At 69.2% G+C, this 19097-nt stretch carries 21 protein-coding genes, 1 tRNA gene and 1 pseudogene; 10 read left to right on the top strand and 13 right to left on the bottom strand.

Annotated elements, in window-relative coordinates; genetic code table 11:
- Positions 1 to 35 precede the first annotated feature (35 nt).
- The gene (locus tag AB0878_RS07945; RefSeq protein ID WP_366577619.1) at positions 36 to 272 is read left to right on the top strand and encodes a hypothetical protein; all 237 of its coding nucleotides are present in this window, start codon (positions 36 to 38) and stop codon (positions 270 to 272) included.
- Between the two features lie 18 nt (positions 273 to 290).
- On the opposite strand, the gene AB0878_RS07940 is transcribed toward AB0878_RS07945, so the two are convergent.
- The 4 genes from AB0878_RS07940 to AB0878_RS07925 form a co-directional block, all read right to left on the bottom strand.
- Positions 291 to 512, bottom strand: coding sequence for a heavy-metal-associated domain-containing protein (locus tag AB0878_RS07940; RefSeq protein ID WP_366577617.1), 222 nt, complete (start codon positions 510 to 512; stop codon positions 291 to 293).
- Between the two features lie 234 nt (positions 513 to 746).
- On the bottom strand, positions 747 to 950 hold the full coding sequence (locus AB0878_RS07935; protein ID WP_086855961.1) for a cold-shock protein: 204 nt from the start codon (positions 948 to 950) through the stop codon (positions 747 to 749).
- 225 nt (positions 951 to 1175) lie between these two features.
- Entirely contained in the window at positions 1176 to 1406 is a 231-nt protein-coding gene (locus AB0878_RS07930) for a hypothetical protein (protein ID WP_220247900.1), read from the bottom strand.
- Positions 1407 to 1694: 288 nt separating this feature from the next.
- Entirely contained in the window at positions 1695 to 3344 is a 1650-nt protein-coding gene (locus AB0878_RS07925) for a thiamine pyrophosphate-dependent enzyme (protein ID WP_366577615.1), read from the bottom strand.
- A gap of 129 nt (positions 3345 to 3473) precedes the next feature.
- On the opposite strand from AB0878_RS07925, the gene AB0878_RS07920 reads away from it, so the two are divergent.
- The 4 genes from AB0878_RS07920 to AB0878_RS07905 all read left to right on the top strand — a co-directional run bounded on the left by AB0878_RS07920 (position 3474) and on the right by AB0878_RS07905 (position 7317).
- Positions 3474 to 4754 (top strand): hydroxyacid-oxoacid transhydrogenase, encoded by a 1281-nt coding sequence (locus AB0878_RS07920; RefSeq protein ID WP_366577914.1) that lies wholly within the window; start codon positions 3474 to 3476, stop codon positions 4752 to 4754.
- Positions 4748 to 5161, top strand: coding sequence for a thioesterase family protein (locus AB0878_RS07915; RefSeq protein ID WP_366577613.1), 414 nt, complete (start codon positions 4748 to 4750; stop codon positions 5159 to 5161). The genes AB0878_RS07920 and AB0878_RS07915 overlap by 7 nt, the downstream gene beginning before the upstream one ends.
- A 100-nt stretch (positions 5162 to 5261) precedes the next feature.
- Entirely contained in the window at positions 5262 to 5885 is a 624-nt protein-coding gene (locus AB0878_RS07910) for an isochorismatase family cysteine hydrolase (RefSeq protein ID WP_366577611.1), read from the top strand.
- Positions 5886 to 6102: 217 nt separating this feature from the next.
- On the top strand, positions 6103 to 7317 hold the full coding sequence (locus AB0878_RS07905; RefSeq protein ID WP_366577609.1) for a cytochrome P450: 1215 nt from the start codon (positions 6103 to 6105) through the stop codon (positions 7315 to 7317).
- Here AB0878_RS07905 and AB0878_RS07900 read toward each other — a convergent pair whose 3' ends face one another.
- From AB0878_RS07900 to AB0878_RS07870, 7 genes are all read right to left on the bottom strand, one after another.
- Positions 7318 to 8568 carry a cytochrome P450 gene (locus tag AB0878_RS07900; RefSeq protein ID WP_366577607.1) on the bottom strand — a complete coding sequence of 417 codons (1251 nt, stop codon included), beginning with the start codon at positions 8566 to 8568 and terminating at the stop codon, positions 7318 to 7320. It lies immediately after the preceding gene.
- A complete protein-coding gene (locus AB0878_RS07895; RefSeq protein ID WP_366577912.1) occupies positions 8565 to 9095 on the bottom strand; it encodes an ATP/GTP-binding protein in 531 nt (176 codons plus the stop codon). The genes AB0878_RS07900 and AB0878_RS07895 overlap by 4 nt, the downstream gene beginning before the upstream one ends.
- Before the next feature lie 52 nt (positions 9096 to 9147).
- Positions 9148 to 9507, bottom strand: a complete 360-nt coding sequence (locus AB0878_RS07890; protein ID WP_366577605.1) for a DUF742 domain-containing protein — start codon at positions 9505 to 9507, stop codon at positions 9148 to 9150.
- The gene (locus AB0878_RS07885) at positions 9504 to 9917 is read right to left on the bottom strand and encodes a roadblock/LC7 domain-containing protein (RefSeq protein ID WP_366577603.1); all 414 of its coding nucleotides are present in this window, start codon (positions 9915 to 9917) and stop codon (positions 9504 to 9506) included. Before AB0878_RS07885 ends, AB0878_RS07890 begins: the two co-directional genes overlap by 4 nt.
- A 67-nt stretch (positions 9918 to 9984) precedes the next feature.
- Positions 9985 to 11436, bottom strand: a complete 1452-nt coding sequence (locus AB0878_RS07880; RefSeq protein ID WP_366577601.1) for an ATP-binding protein — start codon at positions 11434 to 11436, stop codon at positions 9985 to 9987.
- Positions 11437 to 11930: 494 nt separating this feature from the next.
- Positions 11931 to 13142, bottom strand: a complete 1212-nt coding sequence (locus AB0878_RS07875) for a glycosyltransferase 87 family protein (RefSeq protein ID WP_366577599.1) — start codon at positions 13140 to 13142, stop codon at positions 11931 to 11933.
- Positions 13143 to 13291: 149 nt separating this feature from the next.
- Positions 13292 to 13999, bottom strand: coding sequence for a LysR substrate-binding domain-containing protein (locus AB0878_RS07870; protein ID WP_366577597.1), 708 nt, complete (start codon positions 13997 to 13999; stop codon positions 13292 to 13294).
- A 37-nt stretch (positions 14000 to 14036) separates the two neighbouring features.
- Here AB0878_RS07870 and AB0878_RS07865 point away from each other — a divergent pair, with 37 nt between their 5' ends.
- The 4 genes from AB0878_RS07865 to AB0878_RS07850 all read left to right on the top strand — a co-directional run bounded on the left by AB0878_RS07865 (position 14037) and on the right by AB0878_RS07850 (position 16088).
- Entirely contained in the window at positions 14037 to 14408 is a 372-nt protein-coding gene (locus tag AB0878_RS07865; protein ID WP_366577595.1) for a DUF5997 family protein, read from the top strand.
- A 116-nt stretch (positions 14409 to 14524) separates the two neighbouring features.
- Complete coding sequence (locus AB0878_RS07860) at positions 14525 to 15328, top strand: metalloregulator ArsR/SmtB family transcription factor (protein WP_366577593.1); 804 nt, start codon at positions 14525 to 14527, stop codon at positions 15326 to 15328.
- On the top strand, positions 15325 to 15912 hold the full coding sequence (locus tag AB0878_RS07855) for a dihydrofolate reductase family protein (RefSeq protein ID WP_366577591.1): 588 nt from the start codon (positions 15325 to 15327) through the stop codon (positions 15910 to 15912). The genes AB0878_RS07860 and AB0878_RS07855 overlap by 4 nt, the downstream gene beginning before the upstream one ends.
- A gap of 100 nt (positions 15913 to 16012) precedes the next feature.
- Positions 16013 to 16088: transfer RNA gene (locus AB0878_RS07850), tRNA-Lys, on the top strand.
- Positions 16089 to 16099: 11 nt separating this feature from the next.
- Here the strand turns inward: AB0878_RS07850 and AB0878_RS07845 are convergent.
- Positions 16100 to 16597: a contact-dependent growth inhibition system immunity protein gene (locus AB0878_RS07845; RefSeq protein ID WP_366577589.1), complete on the bottom strand. Its 498-nt coding sequence runs from the start codon at positions 16595 to 16597 to the stop codon at positions 16100 to 16102.
- Between the two features lie 389 nt (positions 16598 to 16986).
- On the opposite strand from AB0878_RS07845, the pseudogene AB0878_RS07840 reads away from it, so the two are divergent.
- Positions 16987 to 18234, top strand: a pseudogene (locus AB0878_RS07840) (MFS transporter).
- Here the strand turns inward: AB0878_RS07840 and AB0878_RS07835 are convergent.
- Complete coding sequence (locus AB0878_RS07835; RefSeq protein WP_366577587.1) at positions 18231 to 19097, bottom strand: GNAT family N-acetyltransferase; 867 nt, start codon at positions 19095 to 19097, stop codon at positions 18231 to 18233. The pseudogene AB0878_RS07840 and the gene AB0878_RS07835 overlap by 4 nt on opposite strands.

The following is a 19097-nucleotide window of genomic DNA, read 5'->3' as shown; positions in this document are numbered from 1 at the left end:
GGAAGGACTCCGGCCGCGCCGGTGAGCCCTACCTGGTGGCGCTGGCCTACTTCGCGCTCGGCGACCCCGACCAGGGCCGGGCGAACGTCGGCGACTACTACGCCGGCGCGGGCGAATTCACCGAGCTCGCCGTGTCCGGCCTGTGCGGGACGCCCGAAAAGCTGAAGGCGACCATGACGTCGTTCGCCGACCTCGGCGTGGACGAGCTGATCTTCAACCCGGGCACCGACGACGTGGCCGACGTCAAGCGGCTCGCGGACGCCGTGCTCTGATCGGCTGATTCCGATCGGCTAGACGAGTGCCGCGGTGCCTTCGTAGGTGTAACCCGCTTCTTCGACGGCACCGCGGACGGCGTCCTCGCTGAGCTCTTCGGCGCTGCGCACGACGACGCGGCCGGTTTCGACGTCGACCTCGACGCTTTCGACGCCCGGAAGTTCGGTGATTTCCTCGGTGACCGACTGTGCACAGTGGCCGCAGGACATCCCGGAGACGGTGTAGCCGTTCTCGATCATGGCGCGCAGCCTACGAGGTCCACGTCGGACACGATCGGGTGATAGCGGGGTGAGCCGGAGGCACGGAAGTCGTTGTCCGGCAAGGGAAACCAGATCGTGGGACAACCCCAAGCGCGCAACGGTATGGTGTAAGTCAGCGCCGACAAGACGGCGGCGCTGACTTACGACAGCGTTGACATACGAAAAGGGCCGCCACCCGTAGCGTGGGTGACGGCCCCTTCACGAAGGTCTAGGTCAGATGACGGTGACCGACGTGGCCTGCGGGCCCTTCTGGCCCTGGCCGATCTCGAACTCCACGCGAGCGTTCTCTTCGAGGCTCTTGAAGCCGCTACCCTGGATCTCGCTGTAGTGAACGAAGACGTCGCCGCCACCGTTGTCGGGGGTGATGAAGCCGAACCCCTTCTCGGAGTTGAACCACTTCACAGTGCCCTGAGTCATTAAATATCTCCATACATAACACCAAACGGGAAGCCACATCAGCATCCCGGGTCAAACCCGGGCGGTTTGCTTCCTCGAGTGAGGAGACACTACGCCCGCTGAAATCTGCGAGCGTGACTCACAAAAATCGAGACCATCTAAAGTAAAGCACAGCTCGTGGCACAGGGACAACCCGAGTCACCCGCGCTCACCCTCGTGACCAGGCCGGAGCCGGGCCGGGGTGAGCTATTCGCCACTCGCCGGACGCAGACCGCCTCCGAACGGCGAACGCCAGCCGGCGTCCTGGTCACCGACCACGACGGCCACGTCGTGGGCCTCCGCGACGGCGCTGAACAGCACCGGCACGACACCCGAGGTCTCGCGGACCTGCTCCGTCGCCGTGCGCGCCCCGGCGGCGCGCGCCGCGGCGGTGCGGGCTGACGAACCACGCGAAACCGTGGTCTTTTCGTCGGCCATGTTGAACTCCCCTCGTTCCCACCCGCCTCCCAGCGGGCGATGCCGTGATGATGTCATCCGGCACCGACAGAAACCGGCTGTTCCCGTCCGGACCAGACCACTGAATCGGTAACCCTCGCGCCACGGAAGCTGATCCGTGTGCGCGGCGCGTCCCGATATGACCGTGCATGTGACTCTGCCGGATCCCGGTTCTCCCGCGAACCCCTGGGAACACCGCCAGGCTACCGGAGCCACCCCCCTGCGGCCACTGAACTTTCCCGGCGTTTCCCGTTGCGCGCCGGAGGAAAATCACTGCCCGGGCGATTGCGGGCGAACCGCGCTCAGCAAAGTGCTCAGGCGGACGTCCGGCGTTACGACGTCCGGGTCCGTCCTCACATCGATCACACACGGACGCTGGCGCACCAACGCACTCGCGACGATCGCTTCGAGCTCTTCGCGATCGTCCACCGTGTACCCGGCAGCGCCGAGCCCGCGCGCCCACGACGCGAAGTCCGTGAGCGGAATCGTGACGCCCGAGAGCCGCCCGTGTGCACGGGCCTGGTGCATGGCCAATGCCCCGTGGACGCCGTTCTGAAACACGACCACCATCACGGGCGCGCGGTAGCGGACGGCGGTCTCGATCTCCTGGCCCGTCATGAGGGTGCCGGCGTCGCCGACCATCGCGACGACGGCGCGGCGCGGTTCGGCGAGCTTGGCCGCGATGGCGGCGGGCACGGCGTAGCCCATGGCCGCGTTGCTCGGGCCGAGCTGGCTGCGCGGTGCGGTGAAGCACCAGTAGCGGTGCATGAACTGCGCGAAGTTGCCCGCGTCACTCGTGACGATCGTGTCCTCGGGCGCGAGCTTGCGCAGGGCGCGGATCACGTCGACGGGGTGCACGCGCGTGTTGCCGCTCGTGTCGGGCGGGGTCATGAAGGTGTGCACGGCGGCGTTGGCCGCCGATGCCCGACGCGTGCGCGGCGTCGCGATCGTGCGCAGCTCACGCAGGAACGGCTCGACCTCGGAGTCGACGCGGAAGGTGAGGCCGCGGCGACGCTGCTCGTCGATACCGGTGCCGACCAGCACGAGCGTCTGCTGGGCCGTCGGGTAGCGGTAACCCTGGGTGGTCACCTCGTCGAGCTGGGTGCCGAGGGCGAGCACGAGGTCGGCGCGTTCGAGGGCGTCGAGTTGACGCGCGGGGATGCCGAGGCCGAGGTGGCCGGCGTAACGCGCGTGCGTCTCGGGGAAGGCGTCCTGGCGGCGGAAGGCGTTGTAGACGGGCAGGGCGAGCTCGTCGGCGACGGCGATCAGCTCGTCGCGCGCCGAACGCGCGCGGCCGCCGACGACGACCACCGGGTAGCGGGCCTCGTCGACGAGCCCGGCGACGGCTTCGGCCGAACGGCCCAGCGTGCCCGTGACCGGCGGGCGCACCTTGGCCACCGGCTTGGCCGAGTCGTACGGCACTCCCCACGCGTCGCTGGGCACGCCGAGCACGACCGGTCCCGGACGACCTTCGCGACAGCGCGTGAGCGCTTCGGCGAGCAAGCCCGGCACCGCGTCGGGGTCTTCGGCGCGCACGCACCACTTCGCGATGGACTCGAACATCGCCGTGAGGTCGGACGTCGGCAGCTCGCCGGTGATCGTGCGGTCGAGCGCCGGCGTCTCGAGGAGGACGACCATCGGCGTCTCGTCCTGGTACGCCGTCTGCACCCCGATGGCGAGGTTCGCGGCACCCGGGCCGCGGCTCGCGAGCAGCACGGCGGGCCGTTCGGTGAGCTTGCCCTCGGCTTCGGCCATGAACGCGGCGCCCGAATCGTGGCGCGCGGAGACGAGTGTCACTTCGCGTTCGCGCTGCAACGCGTCGAGCAGCTCCAGGAACGCTTCGCCGACGACCGCGTACACCCGGCGGACCTGGGCCTCGGTCAGGATGCGCACGGCCGTCTGGGCGACGGTCGCTCCCAATTGGTATCTAATGAGGAGAGCTTAGGGCGGCACGGTTCACCGCAGTCAAGTGATCTTCGGGTAATGACTGCGAAAATGGGACGAATGTCCGCTTTGACCGCCCGCTGGCAGGAAGCGAGGACCACGGCCTTGACGTCCCCCGAGCATGAAACCGTTTTCACGTATGGCGCCCCCGCGTTGAAGTACGGCACGGGATCCAGCGACGAGATCGGTTACGACCTCACGCAGTACGGCGTTCGCCGGGTACTCGTGGTCACGGATCCGACCGTCGCCGAGACGGGGTGGCCGACGCGGATCGCCTCGGGGATCGAGTCGTACGGGATCGCGACGGAGATCTTCGACGGCGTCCACGTGGAGCCGACGGACGTGAGCATGCAGAAGGCCGTGGACTTCGCGCGCGGGAGCGGGCCGTACGACGCGTTCGTCGCCGTGGGTGGCGGGTCGAGCATCGACACGGCGAAGGCGGCGAACCTGCTGACGTCCAACGAGGGCTCGCTGATGGACTACGTCAACGCGCCGGTGGGTGGCGGGCGGGCGCCGTCGAACCCGTTGAAGCCGCTCGTGGCGGTGCCGACCACGACGGGGACCGGGTCGGAGAGCACGACGGTGTGTGTGCTCGATGTGTTGTCACTGCGGGTGAAGAGCGGCATCAGCCACCTGCGGCTGCGGCCGACGCTGGCGGTCGTGGACCCGCGGCTGACGGTGACGCAGCCGGCCGGGGTGACCGCCGCGTCCGGGATGGACATCCTCTGTCACGCGGCGGAGAGCTACACGGCGAAGCCGTACACGTCGTTCGACCGGAAGAAGCCCGAGCAGCGGGTGCCGTACTGCGGGTCGAACCCGTTGGCGGACATGTTCGCGGAGAAGTCGTTGTCGTTGCTGTCGTGGGCGTTGCCCCGGGCGGTGCGCGACGGTTCGGACCTGGAGGCGCGTGAGGCGATGGCCCTGGCGGCCACCTTCGCGGGGCTGGGGTTCGGCAACGCCGGGGTGCACATCCCGCACGCCAACGCGTACCCGATCGCGGGGCAGGTGCGGGAGTTCCACCCGGACGGCTACCCGGGCGACGAGGCGATGGTGCCGCACGGGATGGCGGTGTCGCTGACGGCGCCGGAGGCGTTCCGGTTCACGTTCTCCGCCGCACCGGAGCGCCACCTGCGGGTGGCGCGGTTGCTGGCGCCGGACTTCGAGTGGGCCGGGGACTTCGAGGACCACCTGCCGGCGGTGCTGGTGAACCTCATGCGGGAGATCGGGATTCCCGCCGGCATCGGTGCGGTGGGGTATGCCGAGTCCGATGTGGACTCGCTGGTCTCCGGGACGCTGAAGCAGCAGCGGTTGCTGGCGACGGCGCCGCGGGAGGCTTCCGAGGCCGACCTGGCCGGGATCCTGCGATCCTCGGTGCAGCTGTGGTGAGTTACCCGTTCTGGCAGACGGTTCCCTTGCGGTGGAAGGACAATGACGTCTACGGCCACGTGAACAACGTGGTGCACTACTCGTTGATGGACACGGTCATCAACACGTGGCTGATCGACCGCGGCGGGCTGGACATCGAAGCCGGCGAGGTGATCGGGCTGTGCGTGGAGTCGCGGTGCCAGTACCACGCTTCGGTGTCGTTCCCGGGGTCGTTGCGGGTCGGGCTGCGGGTGGCGCACCTCGGGCGGTCGAGCGTGCGGTACGAGATCGGGATGTACACCGCCGCCGAGGTGCTGGTGGCGGAGGGGCAGTTCGTGCACGTCTTCGTGGACCGGGAGTCGCGGCGGCCGGTCGAGGTGACGGGGAAGCTGCGGGAAGCGCTGGCGGAGCTGGCCCCGGCCGGTTGATTTTCAGCCAGTGGAAACCCTCCTGGTGGGGGTGTGGTCCGGCCGGTAGGTTCCCGACTCCCGAAGCGGCTCCCGAAGTGGCTCGACCGAGGTGGCGACTGTGCGATTCGACGAGGAAAAGCTGAACCCCGCCAAGGCGGCCGTCGTGGTGGTGGACGTGCAGAACGACTACTGCCACCCCGACGGCGCGTGTGCCCGGCGTGGTGAGGACGTGAGCGCGGCCAAGGAGATGGTCCCCCGGCTGCAGGCGCTGCTGGCCGGGGCGCGGGCGCACGGGGTGCCGGTCGTGTTCGTGCAGACGGCGCACGAGAAGGCGACCGACTCGGCGGCGTTGACCGCGCGGTCCGGCGGCCGTTCGGGGGTGGTCTGCCGGGCGGGGACGTGGGGCGCGGAGCCGTTCGAGGTGGCGCCGCTGCCAGGGGAAACCGTGGTGCTGAAGCACCGGTACAGCGGATTCGTGAACACGCGGCTGGACTCGGTGCTGCGCACGCTGCGGGCCGAGACGCTGGTGATGGCCGGCGTGAGCACGAACGTCTGCGTGGAATCGACCGCGCGGCACGGTTACATGCTCGATTACCACATCGCGTTCATGGGCGACTGCTGCGCGGCTTTCACCCAAGCCGAGCACGACGCCGCGCTGATGAACATCGACAAGTACTTCGGCGCGGTGATGGACGCCGATCAGCTGCTGAGCACGTGGGATTCGATCGCGCCGAGGGGCTGAAGGCGTCCGGTCCGGTAATTCCCGGTTCGGTAATCCCGATGACCGGAAAAACTCTAGTGAGTGACGCGCGGTCCCCGATCACTACGCGCCGACACCGGACAGTGTTCGGCCGGTAATCCACCTGGAGCAGTGGTCTGCTCCAATGGCCTGAATTTTCCCCGCACACGCAACGTCCGTCGATAACGTGGATGTTCCACCGCCAGAGCGAGGGAGCTCCATGACCACGGCACGTCACGCGCCGGACATCCTTTCCGCCGAATTCGCAGCCGACCCGTATTCCGCGTACGACATCATGTTGGAAGACGAGCCCATCGTCTGGCATGAAGGTATGCAGAGCTACATCGTTTCCCGCTACGACGACGTCGCCAGGGCGTTTCGGGAGCCGGTGTTCACCACGGACAACTACAGCTGGCAGCTGGAGCCCGCGCACGGGCGCACGATCCTGCAGATGAGCGGGCGCGAGCACTCGATCCGGCGGGCGCTGGTGGTGCCGGCGTTCCGCGGCAACGAGCTGGAGCAGAAGTTCCGACCGGTGATCGAGCGGAACTCCCGTCAGCTCATCGACAGCTTCCGCGGCCGCGGCGAAGCCGACCTGGTGCAGGACTACGCGCGCCACTTCCCGATCAACGTGATCGTGGACATGCTTGGTCTGGACCAGAGCGACCACGAGCGGTTCCAGCACTGGTACACCGCGATCATCGGCTTCCTCGGCAACCTCAGCCAGGACCCCGACGTCGCCGCGGCCGGCGTGCGCACGCGCGAGGAGCTGGCGGAGTACCTGATCCCGATCATCCGGGCCCGCCGCGAAAACCTCGGCGACGACCTGCTTTCCACGCTCTGCTCGGCCGAGGTCGACGGCACGCGGATGAGCGACGAGGACATCAAGGCGTTCTGCAGCCTGCTGCTCGCCGCCGGCGGGGAGACCACCGACAAGGCGATCGCCAGCGTGTTCAAGAACCTGCTGGAAAATCCGGAGCAGCTCGCGGCCGTGCAAGCCGACCACGGACTGATCCCGAAGGCGTTCGCGGAAACGCTGCGCTACACGCCGCCGGTGCACATGATCATGCGCCAGCCCGCCGAGGACATCGAGATCTCGGGCGAGCGCGTGCCGGCCGGCAGCACCGTGACCTGCCTGATCGGTGCGGCCAACCGCGACCCGCGACGGTTCGGGAACCCGAACGAGTTCGACATCTTCCGCACGGACCTTCCGACGGAGACCGCGTTCTCCGCGGCCGCGAACCACCTGTCGTTCGCGCTGGGCCGGCACTTCTGCGTCGGCGCGCTGCTGGCGAAGACGGAGATCGAGGTCGGCGTGGCGCAGCTGCTCGACGCGATGCCGAACGTGCGGCTCGCCGACAACGCGGACACCCACGAAGCGGGGGTGTTCACGCGCGGGCCGTCGGCGTTGCCGGTGCGGTTCACGCCCAACTGATCAGCCCCAGCTGGCGACGTGGCTCGCGACGTACGTCGGCGTGAACGTGACGGGCAGCGACTCCAGCCCGCGCATCCACATCGACCGCTGCCACTTCAGCGACTCGTCCGGAACCGACAGCGACAGGTCGGGCAGCCGGTCGAGCAGCACCTCGACGGTCGTGCGGGCGATGACCTCCGCGACCTCGGGTGCGGGGTGCGGGCAGCCGTGTTCGCCGTGGCCGAACGACATGTGCGCGTGGTTCCCGACGGCGCCGCCGGCGAGGTCGGGGCGCACGTGCGGGTCGGCGTTCGCGGCGGCGAGGCCGAGCACGAGCAGGTCGCCGGTGCGGATGCGGCGGCCGCCGAGCTGTGTGTCGCGCGTGGCGAAGCGCCCGATGAAGTTCTGGGTGGGCGTGTCGTGCCAGAGGACCTCGTTGAGGGCCTCGCCGACACTGCCGCGCCCGCCCGAGAGCGTCATCGCGAAGCGGTCGTCGGTGAGCATCAGCCGGATGGTGTTGCCGATCCAGTTGGCCGTCGGCTGCTGCGCGGCGGCCGTGACCACCAGCAGGTCCTGCACGATCTCGGCGTCGGTGAGCCCCGCGGGGTTCTGGGCCATGTGCGAAGGAACGTCGTGGCCGGGCTGCCGGTGCTTGAGCGCCAGCAGCCGGCCCATCGCCTCCTGCACGCGGCCGTACGCCGGGATCGCGTCGGGGCCGACGTCGAGGGAGATCGCGACGTCGCGCACCAGCGCCGGGGTCTCGGCCTCGGGCATGCCGTACATCTTCGCGATGGCCAGCAAGGGGATCTGCATCGCGAACTGCCTGATGAGATCGGCCTCGCCGGCGCCGGCGAACGTGTCGATCAGCCGGTCGGCGATCTGCTCGCAGTGCGCGCGCAGGTCGAACTGGTCCACTGCGGACAGTGCGTCGCCGATCGCGCCGGCGCGGCGGCGGTGCTCCAGCGCCTCGGTGAACATCACCGACGGGTTGTGCGCCACGTAGGGCAGCAGCGGCCAGTCGGCCGGCACGTTCTCCCACTGGTTCCAGCGGCGCGTGTCGCGGGCGAACAGCTGGGAGTCGCTGGTGACCTGGTGCACCTCGCGGTAGCCGCAGACCAGCCACGCGGGGACGTCGCCGTCGAGCAGCACCGGGGCGACACCGCCGTACTCCTGGCGGATCCGCCCGTACAGGGTGGCCGGATCTTCCTGGAACTGCGCGCCGTAGAGCTTGATGAAGTCCTCTGTGGACACTTCAGGCCGGTGTTCGGTCACGGCTGGTTCTCCCGGGCGGTGGACAACGAGTAGAGGTGGTCGACGAGCGAGATCAGCACCTGCTTGGACGAGTCGCGGCGGCGCGCGTCGCAGTCGATCAGGGGCACGTCGGGTGAGAGGTCCAGCGCGTCGCGGACCTGGTCGAGATCGTGGGCCGGCGGCTCGAAGTTGTTGCGCGCCACGATGAACGGCGTGCCGTGGTGCTCCAGCCGGTCGATCGCGTACCACGAGTCGGCCAGGCGGCGGGTGTCCACGAGGACCACCGCGCCGAGCGTGCCGGAGAACAGCCGGTCCCACAGGAACCAGAAGCGCTCCTGGCCGGGCGCGCCGAACAAGTACAGCACCATGCGCTCGTCGAGGCTGATGCGGCCGAAGTCGAACGCGACCGTGGTCGTGGTCTTGCCCTGCAGGCCCTGGTCGATACCGACACCGGCCTGCGTCATCGTCTCCTCGGTGCTCAGCGGCCGGATCTCGCTGACCGACCGGACCATCGTGGTCTTGCCGACGCCGAAGCCCCCGACGATCACGATCTTCAGCCCGTCGGCGGCGGTGGCGGCCAGCGGGGCGCGAGGGGTGCGTTCAGAGATTGCGGAGTCCAACGAGCACCTTCTTGAGGAATTCGGAGTCGGGGATGGACGCGCGCTGCAGCGCCGACGAGGGGTGGCGGGCCGAGACCTTGCCGCTGTCGAGCAGATCCGTGACCAGGATCTTCACGACGCTCACCGGCAGCGAGAGCTCCGAGGAGAGCTCGACGACCGACGTCGGGTGCAGGGTGATCCGCAGGATCCGCACCTGCTCGGACTGCATCCCGGCCGACGGCGCCGACTCGGCGACGATGATCGTGACGAGGTCGAGCTCGATGTCGTCGGTGCGGCTGCGCCCGCCGGTGAGCGTGTAGAGGCGGTCGGGGTCCTCTTCCTCGACAGCGCGGCGGATCATGCCGTCGGACCGGCCTGCGCGTAGCGCGGAGCGGCGGTCAGGAACGCGCCGATCTGCTCGACCAGCTCGTCCATGTTGTGGCCGATCAGGCCGACGTCGGCGTCTTCGGCGGCGATCACCGCGAGGTGCGCGCCGATGCCGGCCTCGACGATGAACAGGATGCCGCCGTGGAACTCGGTCATCGAGTTGCGGATGCCGCCGCTGCCGTCACCGAACTCGGCCGACGCGCCGTGTGAGAGCGCCTGCACGCCCGCGGCGATCGCGGCCAGCTGGTCGGCCTTGTCGACGCTGAGGCCGGCGGTGTGGCAAAGCTTGAGGCCGTCCTTCGACAGCACCAGCGCGTGGACGGCTCCCGGCGTGTTGCCGACGAGGTTCTCCAGGAGCCATTCGAGGTTCGTGTTCTGGGTCATCGAGGATCCGGGGGCGGAAAACGCGCGCCCCCTCACTCCAATCTGGGGGTTCCGGTGCGGCAGGGGCTCAGTCGTTGTCATCGGCGTCCGCCTGCGACTCGGCCGGACTGGTGGCGACCCTGCGGGTGCGGCTCTGCTGGAACGCGCCGAACCGGGCGCCGCTGTCGCCGTGGCTGCGGTTGGTCGGCCGCGGGCCGGGGCTCGGCGCCAGCTGGCGCGACGCCGCGAGCGTCTGCCCGCGTGGGCGCTTCGGCAGGCCGCCCGACTCGCTGAGCGCGGGCTCCAGCGTGCCGCGCGTGGACTCGCGTTCCTCGACGCGCACGGCGCTGACCACCGCTTCGCGGCGCGACGGCGTGTCCAGGACCGGGTCCGAGAACGGGTCGGTGCGCGGCTGCGTGATCAGGTGGTTGGGGATGCGCAGGACCACGCCCGTGCCGCCGCGCGAGGACGGGCGGAAGAACACGTGCAGCTGGTGCTTGCGGGCGAGCTGGCCGACGACGGCGAGACCGAGGCGCGTGCCGGAGATCGTGGTGAGGTCGAGCTTTTCGTTCTGCGCCACGGCGAGCTCGGCTCGCATGAGCGCCTGCGGCTTCATGCCGAGGCCGCCGTCCTCGATGGTGATCACGGCGCCGTTGTGGAGGTCCTCGACGTAGACGTGGACCTCTTCGGAGGGGGCGGAGAACTTGGTGGCGTTGTCCATCAGCTCGGCCAGCGCGTGCATCACGTCCTCGGCGGCGTAACCAGCAATGGCGCTGCCGCTGGTGGAGTGGATGCGGACTCGCGTGTACGCGCCGATGCGGCCCATGGCGCCGCGCAGGATGCTCTCCATGCGGATCGGCTTCGCCCAGCGGCGGCCCGAGCGCGCGCCCGTGAGCACCGCGATGGAGTCGGCGAGGCGGCCGGCCTGGGCGGTGCTGTGGTCGACCTTGAGGACCTCGCCGAGCATGTCCTCGGGGCAGTGGTTCTCCATCTCGCGCAGGTCGGCGAGGATGCTGGTGGACAGCGCCTGCACGCGGCCGGCGGCGTTCGCGCACGCGGCCGTGGCGGCGGCGCGGCGGCGTTCGCCCTGGGCGACCTCGTCGATGAACAGGCGCATGATCCGGTTCTGGAACGGGTCTTCCGGCAGCTGCGTGGAGTTGTAGACGTCGGCGGCGCTCGTGCCGTCGCGCAGGCGGTTGGCGACGGCCGGCAGGATCTGGTCGACCATCATGGAGAGCTCGAGGTTCACGGCCGTCGTGTGCCGGGCCTCGACCTCGGCCCGATGCTCGGCGTGGCGGGCGCGCTCCTCGATCTCGGTGAGCGCCGACGACCCGCGCGTGGCGAGGTAGACGGCGACGACGAGGGCGACCCAGGTGACGGCCGCGACGACCGCGACGAGCACCCGGTTCTGCTCGGGCACCTCCAGCGTCACCCACGCCCACAGCGCACCGGCGACGACCGCCGTCACCGGGACCGCGACCGCGGCCGGGACGGCGCGCCCGCGCTGCTGCGCGTGGCGGGCGGGCAGTTGTTCCGACATGGCTTCAAGTCCTCGCGTCCGGTTGGTGGCAGGCCGTGCGCCGGGTTGGTGGTGTTGCTTGCTGTTCCGGTTCGTCGTTCTGGCTCGTTGTTCGGGCTCTTCGCTGGTTCACGGCTTTCGGCAAAAGCGCGGTTTTCGCTTCCCGCCGGTGGCGCCGCTCCCCCATGCCTGGATGACGGGACCCGGATATTAGCGCCATCACATCCAGGCTGCGAGCACCAGTGCCCTGGCGAGGTGCTAATAGGGCCTCACGGCAGTGGTTTGACGAGGGATTTCCGGCCTGTCGCCACTCTTCGCGTTTCCCGATGTGACGCTGCGTGTGATCACGGCGCACCGCGGGACCTTTCGCGCGGCCCGGACGTTGTGCGTGGCAATTCCCCCGAACAGAGCAGTGCGTTCACCGACTCAGCCCTGGCGGGCTCGCGGCGGGGTGACCGATTGTTTGGCGCGGTCACTCGACGGGGAGGGAAATTGTTCTGTTTCGGCGGTCGCGATTATGAATTCTGTTCGGTGAGTGGGGAAAAGCGTCCGGTGGCGGTTTGCGCCGGTTCTTCGAGGCGGACCGCGGCCGGTTGCGTGACGACCAGCAGCCAGGTGAGGAAGCCGAGGGCGAGCAGGAGGTAGGAGTCGCCGACGACGTGCTGCCAGGGTGTCCAGGCGAGTTCGCGCATGTCGCTGTTGGGCAGGAAGGCGTGGGGCGCGGCGATGAACACGAGCGCGCCGGCGGCGAGGGCCGCGCCTTGGCGGGTGGTGCGGACGCGGGTGGCCAGGATGATCAGCGCCGGGGCGACCCAGACCCAGTGGTGGGACCAGGAAATCGGCGAGAGGACGAGGACGGCCGTCGCGTTGACGACGAAGGCGAGCGGCGGGTCGACGCGGCGCATCACGGCCACGGCGGCCGCGATGACGAAAGCGGAGATGCCGAGCCAGAGCACGTCGTACGCCAGCGGCGGCAGGTTGAGGCGGTGGAGCGCGCCTTCGATGGTCTGGTTGGTGGCGTAGGGCGAGCCGCTGAGGCCGGCCGCGCCGGTGAGGCCGCCGTGGAAGAAGTACTTCGCGGAGGCGGCCGGGGCGACCAGGAAACCGAGGGCGGTGGCCGCGGCGCCGGCGATCAGGGCATTGCGGGCGGAGCGGAAGTCCTTGGTGAGCAGGAAGAACAGGAGGAAACCCGCGGGGGTGACCTTGATGGCGGCCGCGATGCCGACGCCGATGCCGCGGGGCCGGCGCGGGTGGGGCATGAGGATGTCGACGGCGACGAGGGCCATCAGGACGAGGTTGATCTGCCCGAAGGAGAGCGTGGAACGGACGGGCTCGAAGGCCAGCGCGGCGACGGTGAGCGCGGTGGCCGGGAGCACGGCGTTGAGGCTCGGTTTCACGCGGCGGACGGTCGCGTAGAGCGTGACCCAGAGGGCGACGACGGAGACGAGGTCCATCAGCACTGCCGAGACGGCGAGCGGCGGGAGCGTCATGACCGTGAAGACGACGGCCGCGAACGGTGGGTAGATGAAGGGCAGAGCGGTGCCGGCGGTGGTGGCGGGGAGCTGTCCGTAGAGGTCCCCGCCGTGGAGGACCGCGTCGGCGCCGAAGCGGTAGACCTGCAGGTCGACGGGGCCGAAGCTGCCGACGACGGCGAGCACTCCCCCGACGATCACCGCTGCGGCGGCAGCGAAGAGCAGTTTTCGCTTGGCGGGTTGGTCTTGCAGCATGTCCCCAGTCACCTCGTGCTCCGGTGTGCTTGATCCGGAGTCCGAGCCTGCTGGGAACGGCGTTTTTGTTGATCATCTGAACGGCCGGGGTGGGCTGGCCGTTCGGCTGGGGTTCGCGGGTGAGGTTCGGCCGAATGGCCGAGGCGGGGTCAGCCGCGGCGGCGGGGTTTGCCGCGCTTGGGAGGCTGTTGGGGTTTCTTGGGGTTCTTGGTTTTGGCTTTGGCCTTGGGTTGTTTGGGTTCCGGCGCTTTTCCGCGGGTGCTGTTGACGGTGCGGCCGCGGACGACGCCGATGAACTGTTCCATCAGGTCCGTGGTCTCGTCTTCGAGCCAGGACAACGCGACCTGGGATTCCGGGACGTCGGCGAGAGGCCGGTAGGTGAGGTCGCGGCGGTGGTGCAGCCGGGCGAGCGACTGAGGCACCACGAGCAGCCCGACGCCGGCAGCGACGAGCTCGATCGCGTCGGCCGTGGTCTCGGGCCGGTGCTCGGCGAGCTTGCCGGGCGGGTGGGGCCAGTCGAGGGTGTCGTCGTGGGGGTGGAGGAAGAGCTCGTCGGCCAGGTCCGCGAGCGTGACCTCGTCGGCGGCCGCGACGACGTGGTCCTTCGGCACGACGACCACGGTGGTCTCGATGTAGAGCGGGATCGCGTGCAGCCCGGTGCGGTCGATGGGCAGGCGCAGGAGCGCGGCGTCGACTTCTCGATCGTGGATCTTCTGGGTCGCTTCGGGTGGGTCGATCGTGTTGAGGATCAGCGGCACCTTCGGCAGGCGCTCCTGCCAGGTGCGGACCCACTTGCCGGGCGTCACGCCCGGGACGTAGCCGAGCGTGAACGAGGGCGGTGCGTCCGGGCCGGTCACGCAGGCCAGGTTACCGACGGTGGTTACCCTGGGCCCCATGACCTCGCGCAAGACCCCTCAGACGATGAAGCCCGCCACCGCCGCGAAGAAGCTCGGCGTGTACCTGGAGGCGACCCCCTCGTCGTTCCAGGAGGGCGCCGTGTCGCGCGACGAGCTCAACGCCCTGCAGACCGACCCGCCCGAATGGCTCCGCGACCTGCGCCGCAACGGCCCCCACCCGCGCCCCGTGGTGGCGGCGAAGCTGGGCATCTCCATCGGCGGCCTTTCGCGCGCGGGCCTCACCGAGCCGCTGACGACGGCCCAGATCGACGAGATCAAGGCCGCGGAGCCGGAGTGGCTGGAGCGGGAACGCGCCACGCAGGCTGAGGTGCGCCGGGAGGCGGCTCGGGTGAAGGGGTCGGAAGGCTGAGTCTTCGGGCTCCACAGGCTTCTGTCGGCTGATTTTTCTTGGTGAACCTACAGGTCAGAGGTCTGGTTACGTATATTCCTTGACAAGAATATTCTTGCCGAGGAATACTTCTCCGCATGAACGAGATCGCAGCAGCTTTGGGTGACGGGGCGCGGTGGCGCATCGTCGAGTTGCTGGCGGGGCGGCCGAGGTCCGTGGGGGAGCTTGCGGAGCTCACGGGGCTGCGTCAGCCGCAGACGACGAAGCACCTGCAGGCACTCGCGAAGGTCGGGCTGGTGTCCGTGACGCCGCTCGGGCAGAGGCGGGTGTACGCGGTCGACGCCGTGCCGCTGAGGGCGTTCACGGATCGGCTGGAGGTCATCCTCGGCAAGGTCGAGGCGCACGCCGGCGAGCGAGACGTGCTCGAGCGGTACCGGGCGGCCGTCGAGGCCGAGACGGCGGCCGCGGATCGGGACAAGTGGGCGGACGGGCGGGAGTTCTCGTTCGAGCGCCTGGTGCCCGGGCCGCCGGACGTGGTGTGGCGGTACTGGGTGGAGCCGGCGAAGCTGGCCGGCTGGTGGGCGCCGCCGGCGTTCTCGGTGGTCGAGGTCGTGCTCGACCCGGTGCCGTGTGGCGCGGCCGTGGCGGAGTTCCGCGACGCCGAGGCCAGCTACCGGTCCGAGGGCCAGGTGCGGGAAGCCACCGAGAACGAGCGGCTCGTGTTCGACCTGGCCGTGCTGGGCGACGCGTCGTTCACGACCGAGTACGACCTGGAGCTCGACGAAGTCGCCGAAGGCACCCACCTGCGGCTCGGGCTGCGCATCACCGACACGACGGTCGAGGCGGCGCCGCACATCGCCGGCATCGCGACCGGCTGGGGCCAGGTCCTCGACAACCTCATGGACACCATCAAGACCGACACCCTGGGAGCACAGAAATGACCCGCACGGTTTCCGCCAACATCAGCATCACCCTCGACGGCCGCTACAACGGCGCGGGCGGCCCCGGCGACCTCGCCGCGATCGTCCCGTACGCCATGACGGAGGTCGCCCGCAACCACCTCGCCCGCCTCCACGAGGGCGCCACCACGGCCGTCCTCGGCCGCGTGAACGCCGAAGGCTTCCTGGGCTTCTGGCCGACCGTCATCGACAACGAGGACGCCGACCCCCGCGACCGCGGCTACGCGAAGTGGCTGGTGGACACGGAAAAGGTCATCCTGTCGACCACGCTCACCGAGGCCCCGTGGCCCCACGCGCGCATCGCCAACGCCCCCGTCGCCGACGTCATCACCGACCTGAAGGCCAGCGGCGAGGGCGACATCCTGGTCAACAACAGCACCACCGTGATCAAGGCCCTCCTCCAAGCCGACCTCCTGGACCGCCTCTACCTCATGCTCACCCCCGAAATCGCCGGCGCCGGCCAACGCCTCTTCGACGACGGCCTGCCCGCCACCAAGTGGCAGCTCTCCCTGCAGGAAACCGGCGCCCTCGGCGAGATGGCCATGGTCTACGACCGGGCCCGGTGAGCCCCTGTCCACTGTGGATCCCCCACCCCACCCACAAGGTGACGAGGATCAAGGCCCACCCTGCTGATGAGACGGCGACCGCCCGCTAAACTGACCCCGCGGGCCGCTAGCTCAGTTGGTAGAGCAGGAGACTTTTAATCTTCGGGTCCAGGGTTCGAGCCCCTGGCGGCCCACCACTTTCCGCAGGTCAGAGCTCTGATTGAGTCGAACGACCTGTCTTCGTGGCGTGTTCTGCCCGAGTGTCTCGTGGGTCGCTTTCGGCGCGACGGAACTCGTCGATCTGGTGCCAGATGGTGTCGCGTGGTGCGTCGTGGTCGTCAAGGTTGCCCAAGGCTTCGACTGCTCCGATCACGGCCGACGCACGACGATGTTGGTCGGGGTGCTGCTGCCAGTACGGCTGTGGGATCTTCAGGACAGCCACGAGCAGGTCGCCACGGTAGAAGTCGCCTTCGGAGAGTGGGCGCTGGTCGAGGCGGGACAGGGCAAGGGGCATCAGGACGTCAACGCTTTCCTGCTGAAGCAGCAGCACGCGAAGGTCTTCGGTGTCCATGGCACCGATTGGCTTCTGCCGCAGCTCGTAGACGGTTTCGACCAGCCGGGTTGCATCGGCCGGTGGGTTGCCCCAGTGACTGTTTTCGATCTGCTCGAGAGTGAGCGACTTGTCGACATCAGGACTGGTCCCCATGGCTCCTCGTGTCAACTTTCGTGGCCATCTGCTGGAAGGTGCTGTCCGCGCGAAACCCAGCGTTCACGGTAGTCGAGTAATCGGCTTGCTTCGGACAGGTCAGCCTCGGCAGTTGGGGTCTTCCGACGTCAGACGGCTCGCTAGTGCCCTCGTGCTCACTTCGCAACGATCATCGACGGTTCAACCGTCGGCCGGGATGGGGTGCGTTTTCGGAAGAATGCAGTGCTCGTCTCTACGTCAGAGGAAACCAAGAAGGGCGCGAACCATTGTTTCCGACGATAACCGCCACATAATCAACCCAGCCAGGTAGAACCGCTGATTGTCAAGCCTGGCAATTGCAATGCTCGGCACGGTAAGATCATTCGGTGTCGAGCGTGGCGAAACAGAAAATGGGTGGACTGTTCCGACATCGCGATTTCCGGCATTTTTGGCTGGCCGACGCGATCAGCCAAGTCGGCACAAGGGTGAGTGGCACCGCGATCTCGCTGCTGGTCGTGATCACGCTGCACGCCACGACGTTCGAGGTTTCGGTGCTGCGGACGCTGCAGACGTTGGCGTACTTACTCATCGGACTGCAGGCGGGGGCGTGGTGTGACCGGGTGCGGAATCGGCCGGTGCTGGTGGGTGCGGATCTGGGGCGGGCGGTGGCGCTGGGGTCGATTCCGGTGGCCGCGGTGTTCGGGGCGTTGACGATCTGGCAGGTGTACGCGGCGGTTTTCGTCGCGGGGGTGTTGACGGTGTTTTTCGATGTGGCGCACCAGTCGTTTCTGCCGAGGCTGGTGGCGAAAGCGGATTTGATCGAGGGGAACGCGAAGCTGAAGTTCAGCACGTCCGCGGCGGCGTTGGTGGGGCCCGGGCTGGGTGGGCTGCTCGTGTAGTGGCTGGCGGCGCCGGTGGCCGTTTTGGTGGATGCGGTCAGTTATCTGTGGTCGGCAGCGTGGTTGAGGACGGTGCGGGTGCGGGAGGTCGTCGGGCCTGAACAGCGGGAAGCGGCGTTGCGGGAGCAGATCCGGGAGGGGTTGCGGCTGGTGCTGCGTCATCCGGTGTTGCGGGCGATCGCGTTGAACAACATGGTGTCGGCGTTGTTCTCGAGCGCGTACCTGGCGATTTCGACGCTGTTCCTGGTGCGGGTGATCGGGCTGTCCGCCGGGGCGGTGGGGCTGCTGGGGAGCCTCGGCCTGGTGGGGGCGTTGCTGGGGTCGGTGCTGGCCAGACGGCTGAGCAGGAAGGTCGGCGCGGCGAGGTTACTGGTGACGGTCGCCGTGGTGGAGGGGCTGGCGTACCTGCTGGTCCCGCTGACCGGGCCCGGGTGGCAGCTGGCGTGGTACGTGGTGGCGGGGCTGTTCACGAGCACGTGCGTGATCATCGTGATCGTCGTGCAGGTGAGCTTCCAGCAGACGCTGTGCCCGGATCACCTGCTCGGCCGCATGAACGCGACGATGAACTTCCTCTACTGGGGCGCCGCGCCGGTCGGCAGCCTGCTTGCGGGCGTGCTCGCGACGGGGATCGGGTTGCGGCCGATGCTGTGGGTGGCGGGCGGCGGGATGCTGCTGGCCGCGGTGCCGCTCGTCTTGTCGCCGTTGCGGACGATGGTCGATCTGCCCGCGGGTGAGGTGAGCGAGACGTCGCCGAGCTAGGCGGGGCGGTAGCGGTCGTGGATTTCGGGCAGGGCCTCGAAGCCCGCGGACCGGTAGGTGGCCACCGCGCCCGTGTTGGAGCTCAGCGTATAGACGAGGGCGCTCGACGACCCCAGCGACCGGAGGGTGGCGGCCGCGGCGACGGTGATCGCGCGACCGTAGCCCTGGTGGCGGTGGTCGCGGTGGACGCCGAGGGGTTCGATGAGGCCGGGGCGACCGGGGCCGGCCGACCAGACCGTGATGGCGGCGACCGGGGTCCCGTGGGGGTCGGCGGCGAGGAGGCAACGGGCGTCGGCGTAGGGGGCGCCCGCGGCCATCGTGTGCCAGGTATCGGCGGTGAACGTCGACGCGGTGAAGGCGGCGCGTTGGACGGCGGCACGCGCGGTCGCTTGCGACGGGCCGACGATCTCGAAGCGCACACCGGGGGCCTCCATCGGGGCCGAAAGGTCGCGGCGAAGCGGGGTCCACGGCTCGTCGAGCGGCCAGCCGGCGTCGGCGAGCAGGCCGTGGAGCAGGGCGTCGGCGGGGACCTCCAGGTTGACGCGGCCCGCGGGGAGGACGCCCCGATGAGGCGAGGTGACGTCGGCGAAGAGCCGCTGGGCCAGGCCGTCGTCGCGACGGGTGTCGGGCGACGTGGTGAGGCGCAGCAGTGTGGGGCCGTCGAGAAGACCGACGGCGACGAGCCGCCCGGCGCGGCGCCAGGTGCGCAGGGCCTCGGCCGTCCGCGCAGCGCCGGCGCGCCAGAACCAGCCCACGTCACCCGGGTGGAGCTGCCACGGGGCGCGGTCGCGCTGCCACCCGCGCAGCGCGTCCACGACCTCGGGCAGCTCAGCGACGGCCGGGGTGCTCAGCACGATCGACAT

Origin of the sequence: Amycolatopsis sp. NPDC047767 (assembly GCF_040704195.1) — a bacterium.
In the GTDB taxonomy this organism is placed as follows: Bacteria; Actinomycetota; Actinomycetes; order Mycobacteriales; family Pseudonocardiaceae; genus Amycolatopsis.
The sequence above is the reverse complement of the archived record's forward strand: the minus strand, read 5'-3'. Positions and strand labels throughout refer to the sequence as shown.